The organism is Caulobacter sp. GW821-FHT11E10, from assembly GCF_058808375.1.
In genome coordinates this window covers 479,017-494,146 of record NZ_JBXARP010000001.1, presented here as the reverse complement: position 1 = coordinate 494,146, position 15,130 = coordinate 479,017, and the positions used below count along the sequence as shown (strand labels likewise).

Here is a 15,130-nt window from a genome sequence, read left to right as displayed (position 1 = left end):
ACCGATCAAAAAAATCCGCGCACCGCCGCAGGTGACGATGCGCGGGAAAAAGACGTTGCGCGACCTCGGGGAGAGGTTGCCGCGCAAGGCGCGAGGCGGTCGGTGGGGACTGCTCCGCGCCGTCGATCCGGTAATGGCCCCGGCTCGACTGAGCTTGTCCGACTATAATCATATTATTCAGACCATCAAGTGGTTTTGATAGCGTTGTCATTGGCGCGGTCACATCGCTGGAGCCTGGCAGAACCGCGAAATGAAGGCCGCGTGCGGCGGCAGGGCCTCGGCCGCCTGGCGCACCGCCTCGCGACGCCGACGCATGCCGTCGGCCAGCTCGTCCAAGGGGATCTTGTCGGCGCGCGGATCATGCCCTTCGGGGATGATGTCCTGCCCCAGATAGATGGCCAGCCAGCTGGGCTCGAGGAACGAGTCCTCGGTCTTCAGCAGCGCCTCGCCGGTGCGGCGGAAGCGGTCCAGCTGTTCCTTCAGGGCGTCCGGCGGATCGATGCTCCGGATGTGCCGCCAGAACGGCGTGTCGTCGCGCTTGGCCGTGATGTAGTGCAGCACGATGAAGTCGCGGATGTGCTCGATCTCCTCGGCGCTGATCCGGTTGAACGTGTCGGTCAGCTTCGGGTCGAAGTCGCGGTCGGGGAAGTATTCGATCAGACGGCCGATGCCGTTCTGGATCAGGTGGATGCTGGTGCTCTCCAGCGGCTCGATGAAGCCCGAGGACAGGCCCAGCGAGACGACGTTCCGGTTCCAGATCTTCTTGCGCCGACCGGTGACGAACCGGAGAGGACGCGGGACGTCCTGGGCCTTGCCGTCGAGATTGGCGAGCAGGGCGGCGGCGGCCTCGTCCTCGCTGATGAAGTCGTCGCAGAACACATAGCCGTTGCCGGTGCGGTGCTGCAGCGGGATCCGCCAGCGCCACCCGGCTGCATCGGCGCTGGCCGTGGTGTAGGGCGTCAGGTCCCCGACCCGGTCGCAGGGCACGGCCAGGGCCCGGTTGACCGGCAGCCAGTGGGACCAGTCGTCGTAGCCGGTCTTCAGCGCGCCTTCGATCAAGAGGCCTCGGAAGCCCGAGCAGTCCACGAACAGGTCGCCTTCGATGCGGCGGCCGTCCTCCAGCACCACCGCCTCGACGAAGCCGTCGGCGGCGCGCAGGGGCACGTCGGCGATCCTGCCCTCTGTGCGCACGACGCCCTTGGCCTCGGCATAGCCACGCAGGTAGCGGGCGTAGAGGCCGGCGTCGAACTGGAAGGCGTAGGAATAGTTGGCATAGACCGAGCGCGGATCCGGAACCGGTGGCCGGAACCGGTTGGACAGCGCCATGTGGGTGGTCAGGGAATAGGCCTCGTGGCTGGTCGGATCGCCCGCGGCCCTCAAACGCCGCCAGTGGTGGTGCGGCGAGATCCCGTCGATGTTGGGCCCGTAGTCGCCGAAGCCGTGGAACCAGCGCGAACCGGGAACCAGCCAGTCCTTGAACTCGATGCCCAGCTTGAAGGTGGCCTGGGTCGCCTTGATGAACTCGATCTCGTCGATGCCCAGCACGGCGTTGAAGTTGCGGATCGGCGGGATCGTCGCCTCGCCAACCCCGACGGTGCCGATGGCCTCGGATTCCACGAGCTCGATGGTGGTCGACTGGTTCTCGAAGAACCGCGCGAGACCGGCGGCCGCCATCCAGCCGGCCGTGCCGCCGCCGACGATCACCACCTTGCGGATGCGCCTGTCGTTCATTGGTCCTCCCCGGAGCCCCTACGCTAGCCGCTCCCCACAAGGACGAAAGCCCGCGCTCCGTTTCCGAAGCGCGGGCCTCCTCCCGAGAGACGATCGCCCGACCTAGAAGGTGTAGCGGATCTGGGCGTTGAACCGGCGGCCGGTGACGAACCAGGCGCGGCCCTTCATGCCGATGTTTTGCTGCATCAGCTGCTTGTAGGTGCTGTCGGTCAGGTTCTGGGCTTCGATCCCGAAGGTGATCTTCGGCGTGATCTTGTAGAACACCGAGCCATCCAGCTGGCCGTAGTCATCCGCCCAGGTCGGCAGGGCCCAGCGCTGGTCGTAGGCCAGGGTGGCCTTGTTGAAGCCGTTGCCGCCGTTGGTGCCGTTGACGTTCACCGCCTGCAGGTACTTCGAGCGCCAGTTGTAGGCGAGGCGGGCCGAGATCGGACCCTTCTCGTACATCAGGGCGACGTTGAAGCTGTGCTTCGACAGATAGGTCAGCGGCAGGCTGCTGAACTTCGAACCGTCGGTATCCACACCAAAGGTGTTCTGGGCCAGGGTCGTGATCTGGCTGGTCGTGGCGTTGGACGGGTTGGCGTAGAGCTTCTGGCTGCTGTCGACATAGGTGTAGTTGGCCTGCACCCCGAAGCCGCTCATCCAGCCGGGCAGGAAGTCGAAGAACTGGCTGTAGGCGACTTCGAAGCCCTTGGCCGTGCCCTCCGCGCCGTTGACCGGCGCCGTGGTGGCGAAGTTGTAGACCGTCCCGTTCGTGGCCGCGTACGGCACGTTGTACAGGGCGTTGGTCACGACATCCTTCAGGTCCTTGTAGAACACCGCGGCGGTCAGCGAACCGGTCGGGGCGAAGTACCATTCCAGGGTGGCGTCGTACTGGTTCGACTTGGTCGGCTTCAGGTACGGGTTGCCGCTGCCGGTGCCGGTCAGGTCGGCGACGGCGTTGGCGCCCGAGCCGGTGATGCCGACGCTGAGGGTCGTATAGGCCTGCAGCTGGCTGTAGTCCGGACGCGCGATGGCCTTGGCCGCGGCGAAGCGGGCCTGGAGCTGGTCGCTGAACTTCACCCGCAGGTTCAGGCTCGGCAGAACGTTGGTGTACTCGCTGTGGTACGTGCCTTCGGTCGTCGTCGCCGTGAACAGCGGGATCTTGCCCGCCGGGATGCTGGGATCGACGGCCGGCGTGGCGGCGCCGACGAAGGAGCCGATCGCCTCCGAGCGGGTCTTCACGACGCGGACGCCGATGTTGCCGTCGATCGGATATTCGGCCTGATCGAAGCCGAAGCGCAGCATCGCATAGCCGGTGTAGGTGTTCTCCGACTGGCTGTTGATGGCGCCGGGCCCATAGCTCGCCGGGGTCCAGGTATAGGCCTGGTCGTAGATGCTGTTCTGGGCGCGGAACTTGTGCAGCTGCTGGTAGCTGGCGGGCCAGCCGTTCGCGAGCTCAAGCGCCGGGAACACCACCGCCGACGGCAGGGTCGCGTTGCCGTTGAAGAAGTTCGGGAAGGCGTAGGTCGTGGTCGGCGCCTTGTAGGTGCCCACCGAGGCGAGGCTGTTCATGTACCAGCCCAGCATCCAGGTCTGGCTGACGGCCTGCCAGTTGTACGGCGTGTTCTTGTTCAGCGCCGAACGATCGGTGAAGCGCGCGCCGAAGCGCAGGGACTTCAGGACGTCGCTGTCGAAGCTGTATTCGACGTCGCCGCGCCAGGCCCACTCCTTGCCGACGCTTTCGTCGAAGTGGTCCATGGTGAACGCCCAATAGTAGTTGTTGGGGTTCGTCATGTAGTTCTTGTCGACCCCGATGCTCGGCAGCTTGCCGGTCAGGTCGATGGTCTCGGACGGGATCAGCAGGCCCGTGGCGACGGTCGAGTCGAAGCCCTTGGTCGTGCCGCGCACGTACTGCACGTCGGTCTTGATGGTCAGCTTGTCGTCGGGCGAGTACTGCGCGGACCAGGACCAGTCGGTGGTGACCGACTTGCGATCAGCGGCGCGGACGTCGTCGTTGAACGGAATGCCGCCATCGGCCGGATTCGACAGGACGCCCGAGGTCAGGACGCCCTTGTCGTCATACTTGCCGTTGGAGACGACGATGTTCCCCGGGTTGCCGTTCGCCGAGAAGATGGCGAGCTCGCCCCACTTCATCTCGTAGTCGCTGCGGAAGCCCGTCAGGCTGGTCTGGAACTTGTCGTTCGGCTTCCACTGCAGGGCGCCGTAGAGGCCCAGGCGACGGCGATCGAAGTCCAGGGTCCGCCATTGCAGACCGTTCGGCAGCCACACGGTCTTGCCGGTGTTGTTCCAGGCGTTCGACGCGTCCTGAGTCGACGGCAGGTGCGGGAAATAGGGCTCCTGCTGGATGGCGTCGGTGCGGGTGTGGCTCTTGGAATAGGCCACGTCGAACAGGGCGCCGAACTGGCCGATGCTGGTGTCCCAGCGATCCGACAGCAGCAGCGAGGCCGACGGCTTGGCCTTGCCCTTCGAGAGCTCGCCATAGCCCAGCGAGGCCGAGGCCCCGATCTTCAGGCCCGGGAAATTGAACGGCAGCTGGGTCCGCAGATTGACCAGGCCGCCGATGGCGCCTTCGATCTGCTCGGCCGAGGGGTTCTTGTAGATGTCGACGCCGGCCATCAGTTCGGGCGGCACGTCCTCGAACGACAGCGAGCGGCCGCCGTTGGCGGTGAAGCTGTCGCGACCGTTCAGCTCGGAGCGAACATAGGTCAGGCCGCGAATGTTGACGCCCGAGCCTTCGACCGAGAAGTGCTCCGGGTCGCCGCGCGACATGGTGTGGTCGATGGTGACGCCGACGACCCTCTGCAGGGCTTCGGTCACCGAGCGATCAGGCAGCTTGCCGATATCGTCGGCGCTGATGCCGTCGATGATTTCCGAGGCGTTCTGCTTGATCTTTTGCGCCGACTGGATCGCGGCGCGCTGGCCGGTGACGACGACTTCTTCGACGACGGCCTCGTCCTTGGACGGAGCTTGTTGCGCGAACGCCGCCGGCGCGGCGGCGCAGAGCACCAGCGCCGAGGCGCCAGCGAGCATCAGTTTGCGATGAGACGAATCAAGGCGCTGCATGGCCGTTCCCTTCCCCCTGTTACAAAGCCGTCCCGGTCCGTTCTAGGGCGTCCGGTGACGTGCGGCCTTTGGCGCCGCGTGCTCCATACTCGCATCTATAATCGTATAATTGGTACCTTCAAGCCGAAATTGATAGCGCTATCATTTCACTGGTGAAACGCGATGTTTCCGCCACACCCCAAGGGTTTACGCCCGTAAACCTGATGATTGGGCCGCGTGAAAGCCGGAAGCGCTTCCACTTTTCCCACCGTTGCGTAGGTCATTATTATATTATAAATGCGCTCAAGGATGCGGATCGGTCCCCTGCGGCCGGCGTTAGGGACGGATATGAGCGACGGGAACGCGGGCAAGCGCCTGCGCAGCGGCGGCACCTACGGCAAGCTGGATCGCGATGGGTTCATTCATCGCAGCTGGATGAAGAGTCAGGGCCTGCCCGACGACGTCTTCGACGGCCGCCCCGTGATCGGCATCTGCAACACCTGGTCCGAGATCACCCCCTGCAACGCCGGCCTGCGCGAGATCGCCGAGCACGTGAAGCGCGGCGTCTGGGAGGCCGGCGGCCTGCCGCTGGAATTCCCCGCCATGTCCCTGGGCGAGACCCAGATGCGGCCGACGGCGATGCTGTTCCGCAACCTCCTGTCCATGGACGTCGAGGAGTCGATCCGGGGCAACCCGATCGACGGCGTCGTGCTGCTGGGCGGCTGCGACAAGACCACGCCCGGCCAGCTGATGGGCGCGGCCAGCGTCGACCTGCCCACCATCGTCGTCTCGTCGGGTCCGATGCTGAACGGCAAGTTCCGCGGCAAGGACATCGGCTCGGGCACCGACGTCTGGAAGTTCTCCGAAGCCGTCCGCGCCGGCGAGATGAGCCTGGCTGATTTCATGTCGGCCGAGAGCGGCATGAGCCGCTCGCCCGGCACCTGCATGACCATGGGCACGGCCTCGACCATGGCCGCCATCATCGAGGCGATGGGCCTGTCCCTGCCCTACAACGCCACCATCCCCGCCGTGGACGCCCGCCGCCGGGCGATGTCGCACGAGACCGGCCGCGTGATCGTGGACATGGTCAAGGCAGGCCGGACCCTGTCCCAGGTCGCCACCCGCGCGGCCTTCGAGAACGCCCTGCGCGTCCACGCCGCGATCGGCGGCTCGACCAACGCCGTCGTCCACCTTCTGGCCCTGGCCGGGCGGCTGGGCGTGAAGCTGGATCTGGAGGACTTCGACCACCTGTCGCGCGACGTGCCTCTGCTGGTCGACCTGCAGCCGTCGGGCCGCTTCCTGATGGAGGACCTGCACTATGCCGGCGGCCTGCCGGCGGTGATGAAGCAGCTCGAAGCGGTCCTCGATCCCGAGGCCCCGACCGTGGCCGGCCACCGGATCGGCGCCCAGTACGAAATCGCCGAGGTGTTCAACGCCGAGGTCATCCGCACCATGGCCGACCCGGTGAAGCCCGACAGCGGCATCTGGGTTCTGCGCGGCAACCTCGCCCCCGGCGGCGCGGTGATGAAGCCCAGCGCCGCCTCAACCGAGCTGCTCAGCCATCGCGGCAAGGCCGTGGTGTTCGAGACCATCGAGGACTTCCGCGCCCGCATCGACGATCCGGACCTGGACGTCGACGCGACCTCGGTCCTGGTGCTGAAGGGCTGCGGCCCCAAGGGCTATCCGGGCATGCCCGAAGTCGGCAACATGCCGCTTCCCCGCAAGCTCCTGGAGAAGGGCGTGAAAGACATGCTGCGGATCAGCGACGCCCGGATGAGCGGCACCGCCTATGGCGCGGTGATCCTGCACGTCTCGCCCGAGTCCGACGCCGGCGGCCCGCTGGCCGTGGTGCGGAACGGCGACGAGATCGTGTTCGACGGCCCTTCGCGCGCCCTGAGCCTGTCGATCAGCGACGCCGAGCTGGAGAGCCGCCTCGTCGCCTGGTGGGCCGACCGGCCGGCCCCGAAATACACGCGCGGCTACGCCAAGCTCTATGTCGACCACGTGCTGCAGGCCGACCAGGGCGCGGATCTCGACTTCCTGGTCGGGGCCTCGGGCTCGGTCGTCACGCGCGAAAGCCACTGATGGATCAGGACATCGTCATCGTCGGCGACTGGGGCACGTCCCGCCTGAGGCTCTGGCTGCGCCAGGGCAAGAGCGTGATCCATCGCCGCGACGGGCCCGGGGTCTCGGCCCTGACCGACACGCCGGAGAAGACCTTCCTCGACCTGGTCGGCGACTGGCGCGAGGCGGGCCCGACCGGCGCCCTGCTGTGCGGCATGGTCGGCTCGCGGATCGGCTGGAAGGAAGCGCCCTACGCCGCCTGCCCCGCCGGTCCCGTCGACGTGGCGGAGAAGGCCCTGCGCTTCGAGGCCGACGGCCTGCCGGTGACCTTGGTCCCCGGCCTCTCGTGCGCCAACCCGCTGGGCGGTCCCGACGTGATGCGCGGCGAGGAGACGCAGATCTTCGGCGCCCTGGCCCTGGACGGGACCTTGCGCGCCGGCCGCCACCTGCTGGTCCTGCCCGGCACGCACAACAAGTGGACCGTGGTCGAGGACGGCCAGATCATGGGCTTCGTCACCGCCCCCGTCGGCGAGACCTTCGCCCTCTTGAAGCAGCACTCGACCCTGGCCGCCGGCGGCGGGTCCCAGGCCGACGGCTCGGCCCAGGGTTTCGCCAACGGCTTGGCCCGGATCGCCGAGCACGGCGCCGCGCGCCTGCCGCACCTGATGTTCGAGACCCGAAGCCGGCAACTGCTGGAGGGCCTCTCGCCCGCCGACGCCATGGGCTACCTATCGGGCCTGCTGGTCGGCGCCGATGTGGCCGCCGCCCGCGACTGGTTCGGGCCGATGGACGCCGTGACCGTGATCGGCGCGGGGGCGCTCAGCGACCTCTATGTCCAGGCCCTGGCCAGGATCGATGTCGGCGCGACCGTCGTCGACGGCGATGCGGCCGTCCTCGCCGGCCTATCCGCGATCTCAAGATCTCAAGAGAAGTGAAGCTTATGACCGACGCCGCCCCGCCTCCCATCGTGGCCATCCTGCGCGGCGTGAAGCCGGACGAGGTCGTCGATATCGCCGCCGCCCTGGTGGCCGCCGGGATCCAGGCGATCGAAGTGCCGCTGAACTCTCCCGATCCGCTGGAGAGCATCAAGCGCCTGTGCGCGGCCTTCGGCGACCAAGCCCTGTGCGGGGCCGGCACGGTCCTTTCCGCCCAAGCCGTCGACGACGTCGCCACGGTCGGCGGCAAGCTGATCGTCACGCCCAACACCGATCCCGAGGTCATCGCCCGCGCCGTCGCCCTGGGCCTGACCGCCATGCCCGGCTTCGCCACGCCCTCGGAGGCCTTCGCCGCCGTCAAGGCCGGGGCCCGCAACCTCAAGCTCTTCCCGGCCGGCACGTTCGGTCCGGGCCACATCAAGGCCGTCAAGGACGTGCTGCCCAAGGACGTGCGGGTCTACGCCGTCGGTGGCGTGGGCGCGGGCAATATCGAGCCCTGGCGCGCCGCCGGCGTGGCCGGCATCGGCGTCGGCGGCGAGCTCTACAAACCCGGCTTCACGCCCGAGGAGGTCGGCCAGCGCGCCGCCGCCCTGGTCGCGGCCTGGAACGCCAACCAGCAATAACCGTCACGCCAGAAGGCTGACTGGGAACGGGGGGAACGACATGAACTTAGCTGCCATCGACCTGGCGGTGCTCGCGGTCTACGCGGTCGCCATTTTCGGCCTGGCCCAGTGGGTCAGTCGCGACAAGGGCGGTCACCAAAAGGACTCGACCGACTATTTCCTGGCCGGCAAGGCCCTGCCCTGGTGGGCCATCGGCGCCTCGCTGATCGCCGCCAACATCTCGGCCGAGCAGATCATCGGCATGAGCGGCTCGGGCTACGCCATCGGCCTGGCCATCGCCTCCTATGAGTGGATGGCCGCCCTGACCCTGCTGATCGTCGGCAAGTACTTCCTGCCGGTGTTCCTGAAGAACGGCGTCTACACCATGCCGCAGTTCCTGGAGCAGCGGTACGGACCCAGCGTGCGGACCCTGATGGCCGTGTTCTGGCTGGGCCTCTACGTCTTCGTGAACCTGACCTCGATCCTGTGGCTGGGCTCGATCGCCGTCCACACGGTGACGGGCATGGACCAGATGTGGGCCCTGGCCGCCATCGGCGCCTTCGCCCTGGCCTATCAGCTGTGGGGCGGTCTGAAGGCCGTGGCCCTGACCGACATCGTCCAGGTGGCCCTGCTGGTGACCGGCGGCTTGATCATCGCCTGGCTGTCGCTGGGCAAGATCGGCGACGGCAATGTTCTGGCCGGCTTCCACCAGCTGACCACGCAGTTCCCGGAAAAGTTCGACATGATCCTTTCCAAGGACAGCCCGCACTACAAGGACCTGCCCGGCATCGCGGTGCTGATCGGCGGCCTGTGGATCATGAACATCAGCTACTGGGGCTTCAACCAGTACATCATCCAGCGCGCCCTCGGCGCCAAGGACCTCAAGGAAGCCCAGAAGGGCATCGCCATGGCGGCCTATCTCAAGCTGCTGATGCCGGTGATCGTGGTGCTGCCGGGTATCGCCGCGCTCGTCCTGGCCCCGGAAGGCATCAAGCCCGACCAAGCCTATCCGGAGATGATGAAGCTGCTGCCGCCGGGCCTGCTGGGCCTGGTGTTCGCGGCCCTGGTGGCGGCGATCGTCGCGTCGCTGGCGGCCAAGATCAACTCGATCGCCACCATCTTCACCCTGGACGTCTGGGCCAAGGCTCGTCCCGGCCAGAGCGAGCGCCAACTGGTCACCGTCGGCCGCATCACCGCCGTCGTCGCGGTGATCATCGGCATCCTGACCGCCAAGCCCTTGCTGGGCGGGGCCGAGCAGGCGTTCCAGTTCATCCAGGAGTTCACCGGCTTCTTCACGCCGGGCATCGTGGTGATCTTCATCCTCGGCATGTTCTGGAAGAAGACCACCACCGCCGGCGCCCTGACCGCCGCCATCGGCTCGGCCGTGCTGTCGGCGATGTTCTGGTGGCTGCAGGAGCAGGCGATCTACACCATGCCCTTCATGAACCGCGTGGGCGTGGTCTTCCTGCTGTCGCTGGCCGGGGCCGTGCTGGTCTCGCTGGTCGCGCCGCAGAAGACGCCGGTCAGCGTCGTGACGCTGGAAGGGGTCAGCTACAAGACCTCGACCGGCTTCAACATCGCCGGCGTCGGGGTGATCCTGATCCTGATCGCGCTCTACGCCACCTGGTGGTGATGCTATCCAAGGGGGCGGCCTCGGCCGCCCCCTTTTCTCATCGTGGTCAGACCTTCGACCTCAACACCCTTGCGGAAACGGCGCGGCGCGGCTGTATTCAACGCAACTGCTCCGTTCGCGAGTACGACAAAACACGCTACTAAGGCAGCGAATCCCTTTGGTCTCGCCAACACAGGAAAGAAGATCCGCCGATGCGCACCCAGCCCGGCCTCAGTTTGACCTACGGTCTGGTCGAGCAACTTGGTCAGGCCATCGTGACTGGCGAGTATGCCGAGGTCGGCTTCCCGACCGAGGGTGAGCTGTCCAAGCAGTTCGGCGCCAGCCGCACGGTGACCCGCGAGGCGGTCAAGATGCTGACCGCCAAGGGCCTGCTCAGCGCCCGCCCGCGCCACGGCACCGTGGTCGAGCCCGAGGCCGAGTGGAACATGCTCGATCCCGACGTTCTGCGCTGGCTGCTGGAGCGCAAGTTCTCCCTGCGGCTGCTGGCCGACTTCACCGAGATGCGCCTGGGCATCGAGCCGGCCGCCGCGGCCCTGGCCGCCCGCAACGCCGACGAGGCCGGCCTGGAGGAGATCCGCAAGGGCCTGCGCCGGATGAAGTCCGCCGCCGAGGGCGAGGACGACCCGCTGACGGCCGACATCGCCTTCCACATCGCCATTCTCAGCGCGACCAAGAACCCGTTCTATCGCGAGCTGCACGAGCTGGTGAACACGGCCCTGCGCATCTCGATCCGCTTCACCAACCGCATCAAGGGCCGCACCGCCTCGATCCCCTCACACGAGGACGTGGCCGAGGCGATCATCGCCCGCGACGCCGACAAGGCCTCCGCGGCCATGCGCGAGATCATCGTCGACGTGCTGGAGCTGATCCGCGCCGCCTCGCCGTCCACCGAAAGCGAAGCCGCCCGCCGCGAGGCCTGAGGCGCGGGACCTTGCTTTTTGGCCCAAATTTGACAACGTTGTCATAGAACCCCTACGCCGGAGACGCCGCCGTGCAGACCCCCTATGTCGCCGCCCCCGACCGCTACGCCGCCATGCCCTACCGGCGCATCGGCCGCAGCGGGCTGGACCTGCCGGCCATCTCGCTGGGTCTCTGGCAGAACTTCGGCGGGGCCGACGTGTTCGAGACCGGCCGCGCCATCCTGCGCCGCGCCTTCGACCTGGGTGTCACCCACTTCGATCTGGCCAACAACTACGGCCCGCCCTACGGCTCGGCCGAGGAGAACTTCGGCAAGGTCCTGGCGAGCGACTTCAAGGCGCATCGCGACGAGCTGGTGATCTCGACCAAGGCGGGCTGGGACATGTGGCCCGGCCCCTACGGCGGCGTCGGAGGGTCCCGCAAGTATCTGATCGCCAGCTGCGACCAGAGCCTCAAGCGCATGGGCGTCGATTATGTCGACATCTTCTACTCGCACCGGGTCGATCCCACGACGCCGCTGGAGGAGACCATGGGCGCCCTGGCCCACCTGCACCGGCAGGGCAAGGCGCTGTACGTGGGCGTCTCTTCGTATTCCCCCGAACTGACCCGCCAGGCCCACGCCATCCTGAAGAGCGAAGGCGTGCCGCTGCTGATCCACCAGCCGTCCTATTCGATGGTCAATCGCTGGATCGAGGATGCGCTGCTGGACACCCTGGACGAGCTCGGCGTCGGCTGCATCGCCTTCTCGCCACTGGCCCAGGGGCTGCTGACCGGCAAGTATCTGAACGGCGCGCCGGCGGACTCTCGAGCCGCCAAGAACGGCTCGTTCGGCGGCCACCTGCTGTCGGAAGACAACCTCGCCCGCATCCGCGCGCTCAACGACATCGCCGCCAGTCGCGGCCAGACCCTGGCCCAGCTGGCCCTGGCCTGGGTGCTGCGTGATCCGCGCGTCACCTCCGCCCTGATCGGCGCGCGGACGGTCGCCCAGCTGGAAGACTCCCTGGCCGCCCTGAAGGGATTGTCGTTCACGAGCGAGGAGTTGGCGCGGATCGACCGTCATGCCTCGGAGGGCGGCGTCGACCTCTGGAAGGTGTCCTCGACCCTGGCCAGCGGCGATCTGCCGTAACCTTAATGGTGAAGGTTTAATGTTTCGGGCGCTTGCCGAACTGAAACGTTCGCATAAGGTTCCGGCCATGGATAAGGGCGACCCCACCCTTTCTGACCCGGTCGAGGGCCTCGACCGCCTCACCGAGCGTGAGCGGGAGTGTCTTCGACTCGTCGATCGTCACATGAGCTCCAAGGAGATCGCCCGCGAGTTGGGCCTCTCTAAGCACACCGTCGACTGGCATCTGGACAAGGCTCGCCGGCGCCTGGGCGCGGCCGACCGCTACGACGCCGCCCGCCGGGTCTTCGACCGCGCTCATCAGGGGGGCGCCTCCCCTGTCATCGCACCTGTCACCCCCCCTCCTATCGCGTCGGGGTCCGATACGGCCCGGCTAGGCGAACTCCCCTCATCGCGGTCTGCTGACCGTGTTGAGCAAGGAGTACCCCGTGAACGAACTGACCCCCCATCAGAAGGACGCGATCGGTCGAGCGGCGCACCTGCGCCGGGAAGTGATGAGCTTCCAGCACGACTGGCCCCGCCTGAATACGGCCGAGACCCTGCCCCCGATTACCTGGAGCGAGCTCGAGCGCCAGTTGATGAGCCTGTCGGTCTCCCCGGCCGGCGCGGCGATGGTGCAAGACCTGGTGGCGGCCACCCGCAAGCAGGCTTCGTTCAAGCCCAGCGAACTGGTGATGCGGGAGATCCTGTGCATCGCCAGCGCGGTGATGGACGAGACGTTCCTGTCGGATTCCGACTCCTCTTCTCCGGACTCGGCGGAGGACGCCCCAATGAGCTGAGCCTTCCGCTCCGACTGGCCTTCATCGCCGCCGTAATGATCGTGACCGCCTTCGCGTTCGGTTCGATCCTGGCGGGGCTCCACGCTCTCGAAGGCCTCTTCCCCTAGGACTCTCGCCCCGGAGCCGGGCGCATCCCAACAGCCTTCAACCCCTTGAACGCGCCGACATGCTCGGCGTGAAGGAGACTGCTTATGCTGAAGGAACGTCGCCAAGCGGCCGAGACCGTGGCCGAAGCCCTGTTCGCCGCCGAGAAGGCCATCGACATCGCCATCTCCCAAACCGCCGCCCTGGCCGGCCTGATGCCCACCACGCGGCAGGACGCCCGGCTCTCCGCCATCGTCGGCCAGGACGCCCTGATGGGCGCTATCGGGACGATGCAGGCCCTGGGTCTGGCGCGCCAGAACATCGTCGACACGCACAAGCATCTTTCCGTGGCCCAGCGGGACATCGGCCTGGGCGCGATCTCGTTCGGGGACGCCGGCGAGAAGCCCCCGGCCCCGACCGGCTCGGCGAAACTGACCGTCGCCGCCTAGCGCCCGACGCCTAGCGATCCACCGGCGATGGAACGGCCTCCACGGTTCCCGTGGAGGCCGTTTCCATTTGGGCTGAATGGCGCCAACCTCCGGCTGATGATCTTTCCCTTCCTCTACCAGTGGATCAGCCTCGCGGCCTTGGTCCTGACGGCGGCGGCGGCGCTCTGGCGCGGCGGCTGGCCCGAGCGCGTCGCCGCCGGCGCGATGGTGGTGGCCTGGTTCGCCACCGGCTTCGTGCACAAGCGGCTGCAGATCTGGGGCCTGCAGGAAGGCGTCATGGTCGTCGACATCGTGCTGCTGGCGGTGCTGCTGTTCGTCGCCCTGCGATCGAACCGCTGGTGGCCGCTGTGGGCCTGCGGGTTTCACGGCCTGAACATCATGGTCCACGTCGCGGTCATGGCCGACAGCAAGGTCTGGGGCCTGGCCTATTTCCGGGCCAATTCGGTTTTCAGCTACCTGACCATGCTCGCGCTGTTCGTCGGCGCGATGACCTTGCACCGCGCGCCGCGCCCTGACGCCGCGTCACCGCAGACATAGGCTCGAACGTCTGTTTCACTCCCTCCAGAGACATCAAGAGGATGGGAGGAAGTCATGGGCGAAGCCTATATCGTGGCGGCCGCGCGGACGGCCGGCGGGCGCAAGGGCGGCAAGGTCTCGGGCTGGCACCCGGCTGATCTGGGCGGCGTGATCCTGGACGCCCTGGTCGCGCGCAGCGGCGCCGATCCGGCCTTGATCGAGGACGTGATCATGGGCTGCGTCGGCCAGGTCGGCGAGCAGGGCCTGAACATCGCCCGCAACGCCATCCTCGCCTCCAGCCTGCCCGAGAGCGTGCCGGGCACGTCGGTCGACCGCCAGTGCGGCTCGTCCCAGCAGGCCATCCATTTCGCCGCCGCCACCGTGATGTCCGGGGCCATGGACATCGTCATCGCCGCCGGCGTCGAGAGCATGAGCCGGGTGCCGATGGGGCTGTCGTCGCAGCTGCCCTACAAGAACGGCTTCGGCACCTACAAGAGCCCGCGCATCGAGGATCGCTATCCGGGGATCCAGTTCAGCCAGTTCACCGGCGCCGAGATGCTGGCCAAGAAGTACGACCTCTCGCGGGCCGAGCTCGACGCCTACGCCTTCAACAGCCATCAGCGCGCCATGGCCGCGACCAAGGCCGGCAAGTTCGCCGCCGAGATCGCGCCGATTGACATCACTTTGGCCGACGGAACGGTGGAGCGCCACGACACCGACGAAGGCATCCGCTGGGACGCCAGCCTGGAGTCGATCGGCGCGGTGAAGCTGCTGACCGAGGACGGCCGCATCACCGCCGCCACTTCCAGCCAGATCTGCGACGGCGCGGCCGGCGTGATGATCGTCAACGAGCGGGGCCTCAAGGCCTTGGGCGTCGCGCCACTGGCGCGGATCCACAGCATGACCGTGATCGGCCACGACCCGGTGATCATGCTGGAGGCCCCGATACCTGCCACGCTGAAGGCCCTGGAGCGGGCCGGCATGAAGATCGGCGACATCGACCTCTACGAGGTCAACGAGGCTTTCGCCTCCGTGCCGGCCGCCTGGCTGAAGGTCACGGGCGGCGATCCCGACAAGCTGAACGTCCACGGCGGCGCCATCGCCCTCGGCCATCCGCTGGGCGGTTCCGGCGCCAAGCTGATGACCACCCTGGTCCACGCCATGCAGGACCGCGGCGCGCGCTACGGCCTGCAGACCATGTGCGAGGGCGGGGGCCTGGCGAACGTGACGATCGTGGAGCGGCTATGAAATCCT

The 15,130-nt window shown here is 67.2% G+C and carries 12 protein-coding genes and 1 pseudogene; 11 read left to right on the top strand and 2 right to left on the bottom strand.

Annotation, left to right across the window (positions count from 1 at the left end; genetic code table 11):
- Window positions 1-219: 219 nt before the first annotated feature.
- Together AC1RRV_RS02325 and AC1RRV_RS02320 are read right to left on the bottom strand one after the other, a co-directional pair.
- Window positions 220-1,731, bottom strand: a complete 1,512-nt coding sequence (locus AC1RRV_RS02325; RefSeq protein ID WP_492857954.1) for a tryptophan halogenase family protein — start codon at window positions 1,729-1,731, stop codon at window positions 220-222.
- A 102-nt stretch (window positions 1,732-1,833) separates the two neighbouring features.
- Entirely contained in the window at window positions 1,834-4,794 is a 2,961-nt protein-coding gene (locus AC1RRV_RS02320) for a TonB-dependent receptor (protein WP_492857953.1), read from the bottom strand.
- A gap of 327 nt (window positions 4,795-5,121) precedes the next feature.
- Between AC1RRV_RS02320 and AC1RRV_RS02315 the strand changes: the two genes are divergently transcribed.
- The 11 genes and pseudogenes from AC1RRV_RS02315 (at window position 5,122) to AC1RRV_RS02265 (ending at window position 15,124) form a co-directional block, all read left to right on the top strand.
- Entirely contained in the window at window positions 5,122-6,858 is a 1,737-nt protein-coding gene (locus tag AC1RRV_RS02315) for an IlvD/Edd family dehydratase (protein ID WP_492857952.1), read from the top strand.
- On the top strand, window positions 6,858-7,772 hold the full coding sequence (locus AC1RRV_RS02310; protein ID WP_492857951.1) for a 2-dehydro-3-deoxygalactonokinase: 915 nt from the start codon (window positions 6,858-6,860) through the stop codon (window positions 7,770-7,772). Before AC1RRV_RS02315 ends, AC1RRV_RS02310 begins: the two co-directional genes overlap by 1 nt.
- Window positions 7,773-7,777: 5 nt before the next feature.
- Window positions 7,778-8,395, top strand: coding sequence for a 2-dehydro-3-deoxy-6-phosphogalactonate aldolase (locus tag AC1RRV_RS02305; protein ID WP_492857950.1), 618 nt, complete (start codon window positions 7,778-7,780; stop codon window positions 8,393-8,395).
- 40 nt (window positions 8,396-8,435) lie between these two features.
- Window positions 8,436-10,007, top strand: coding sequence for a sodium/sugar symporter (locus AC1RRV_RS02300; protein WP_492857949.1), 1,572 nt, complete (start codon window positions 8,436-8,438; stop codon window positions 10,005-10,007).
- Window positions 10,008-10,198: 191 nt separating this feature from the next.
- Window positions 10,199-10,927 (top strand): FadR/GntR family transcriptional regulator, encoded by a 729-nt coding sequence (locus AC1RRV_RS02295; protein WP_492857948.1) that lies wholly within the window; start codon window positions 10,199-10,201, stop codon window positions 10,925-10,927.
- 71 nt (window positions 10,928-10,998) lie between these two features.
- The gene (gene mgrA / locus AC1RRV_RS02290) at window positions 10,999-12,051 is read left to right on the top strand and encodes an L-glyceraldehyde 3-phosphate reductase (protein WP_492857947.1); all 1,053 of its coding nucleotides are present in this window, start codon (window positions 10,999-11,001) and stop codon (window positions 12,049-12,051) included.
- A pseudogene (locus tag AC1RRV_RS02285) lies at window positions 11,984-12,268 on the top strand (LuxR C-terminal-related transcriptional regulator); the annotation flags it as partial. The gene mgrA and the pseudogene AC1RRV_RS02285, both read left to right, overlap by 68 nt.
- A 208-nt stretch (window positions 12,269-12,476) precedes the next feature.
- Complete coding sequence (locus tag AC1RRV_RS02280; RefSeq protein ID WP_492857946.1) at window positions 12,477-12,827, top strand: hypothetical protein; 351 nt, start codon at window positions 12,477-12,479, stop codon at window positions 12,825-12,827.
- A 191-nt stretch (window positions 12,828-13,018) separates the two neighbouring features.
- The gene (locus AC1RRV_RS02275; RefSeq protein WP_492857945.1) at window positions 13,019-13,360 is read left to right on the top strand and encodes a hypothetical protein; all 342 of its coding nucleotides are present in this window, start codon (window positions 13,019-13,021) and stop codon (window positions 13,358-13,360) included.
- A gap of 96 nt (window positions 13,361-13,456) precedes the next feature.
- Complete coding sequence (locus AC1RRV_RS02270; RefSeq protein ID WP_492857944.1) at window positions 13,457-13,897, top strand: hypothetical protein; 441 nt, start codon at window positions 13,457-13,459, stop codon at window positions 13,895-13,897.
- A gap of 54 nt (window positions 13,898-13,951) precedes the next feature.
- The gene (locus AC1RRV_RS02265; protein ID WP_492857943.1) at window positions 13,952-15,124 is read left to right on the top strand and encodes an acetyl-CoA C-acetyltransferase; all 1,173 of its coding nucleotides are present in this window, start codon (window positions 13,952-13,954) and stop codon (window positions 15,122-15,124) included.
- Window positions 15,125-15,130: the final 6 nt, after the last annotated feature.

Coding starts and splice junctions, on each gene's coding strand:
- AC1RRV_RS02325 (WP_492857954.1), bottom strand. CDS start 1,731: ATGAACGACAGGCGCATCCGCAAGGTGGTGATCGTCGGCGGCGGCACG.
- AC1RRV_RS02320 (WP_492857953.1), bottom strand. CDS start 4,794: ATGCAGCGCCTTGATTCGTCTCATCGCAAACTGATGCTCGCTGGCGCC.
- AC1RRV_RS02315 (WP_492857952.1), top strand. CDS start 5,122: ATGAGCGACGGGAACGCGGGCAAGCGCCTGCGCAGCGGCGGCACCTAC.
- AC1RRV_RS02310 (WP_492857951.1), top strand. CDS start 6,858: ATGGATCAGGACATCGTCATCGTCGGCGACTGGGGCACGTCCCGCCTG.
- AC1RRV_RS02305 (WP_492857950.1), top strand. CDS start 7,778: ATGACCGACGCCGCCCCGCCTCCCATCGTGGCCATCCTGCGCGGCGTG.
- AC1RRV_RS02300 (WP_492857949.1), top strand. CDS start 8,436: ATGAACTTAGCTGCCATCGACCTGGCGGTGCTCGCGGTCTACGCGGTC.
- AC1RRV_RS02295 (WP_492857948.1), top strand. CDS start 10,199: ATGCGCACCCAGCCCGGCCTCAGTTTGACCTACGGTCTGGTCGAGCAA.
- AC1RRV_RS02275 (WP_492857945.1), top strand. CDS start 13,019: ATGCTGAAGGAACGTCGCCAAGCGGCCGAGACCGTGGCCGAAGCCCTG.
- AC1RRV_RS02270 (WP_492857944.1), top strand. CDS start 13,457: ATGATCTTTCCCTTCCTCTACCAGTGGATCAGCCTCGCGGCCTTGGTC.
- AC1RRV_RS02265 (WP_492857943.1), top strand. CDS start 13,952: ATGGGCGAAGCCTATATCGTGGCGGCCGCGCGGACGGCCGGCGGGCGC.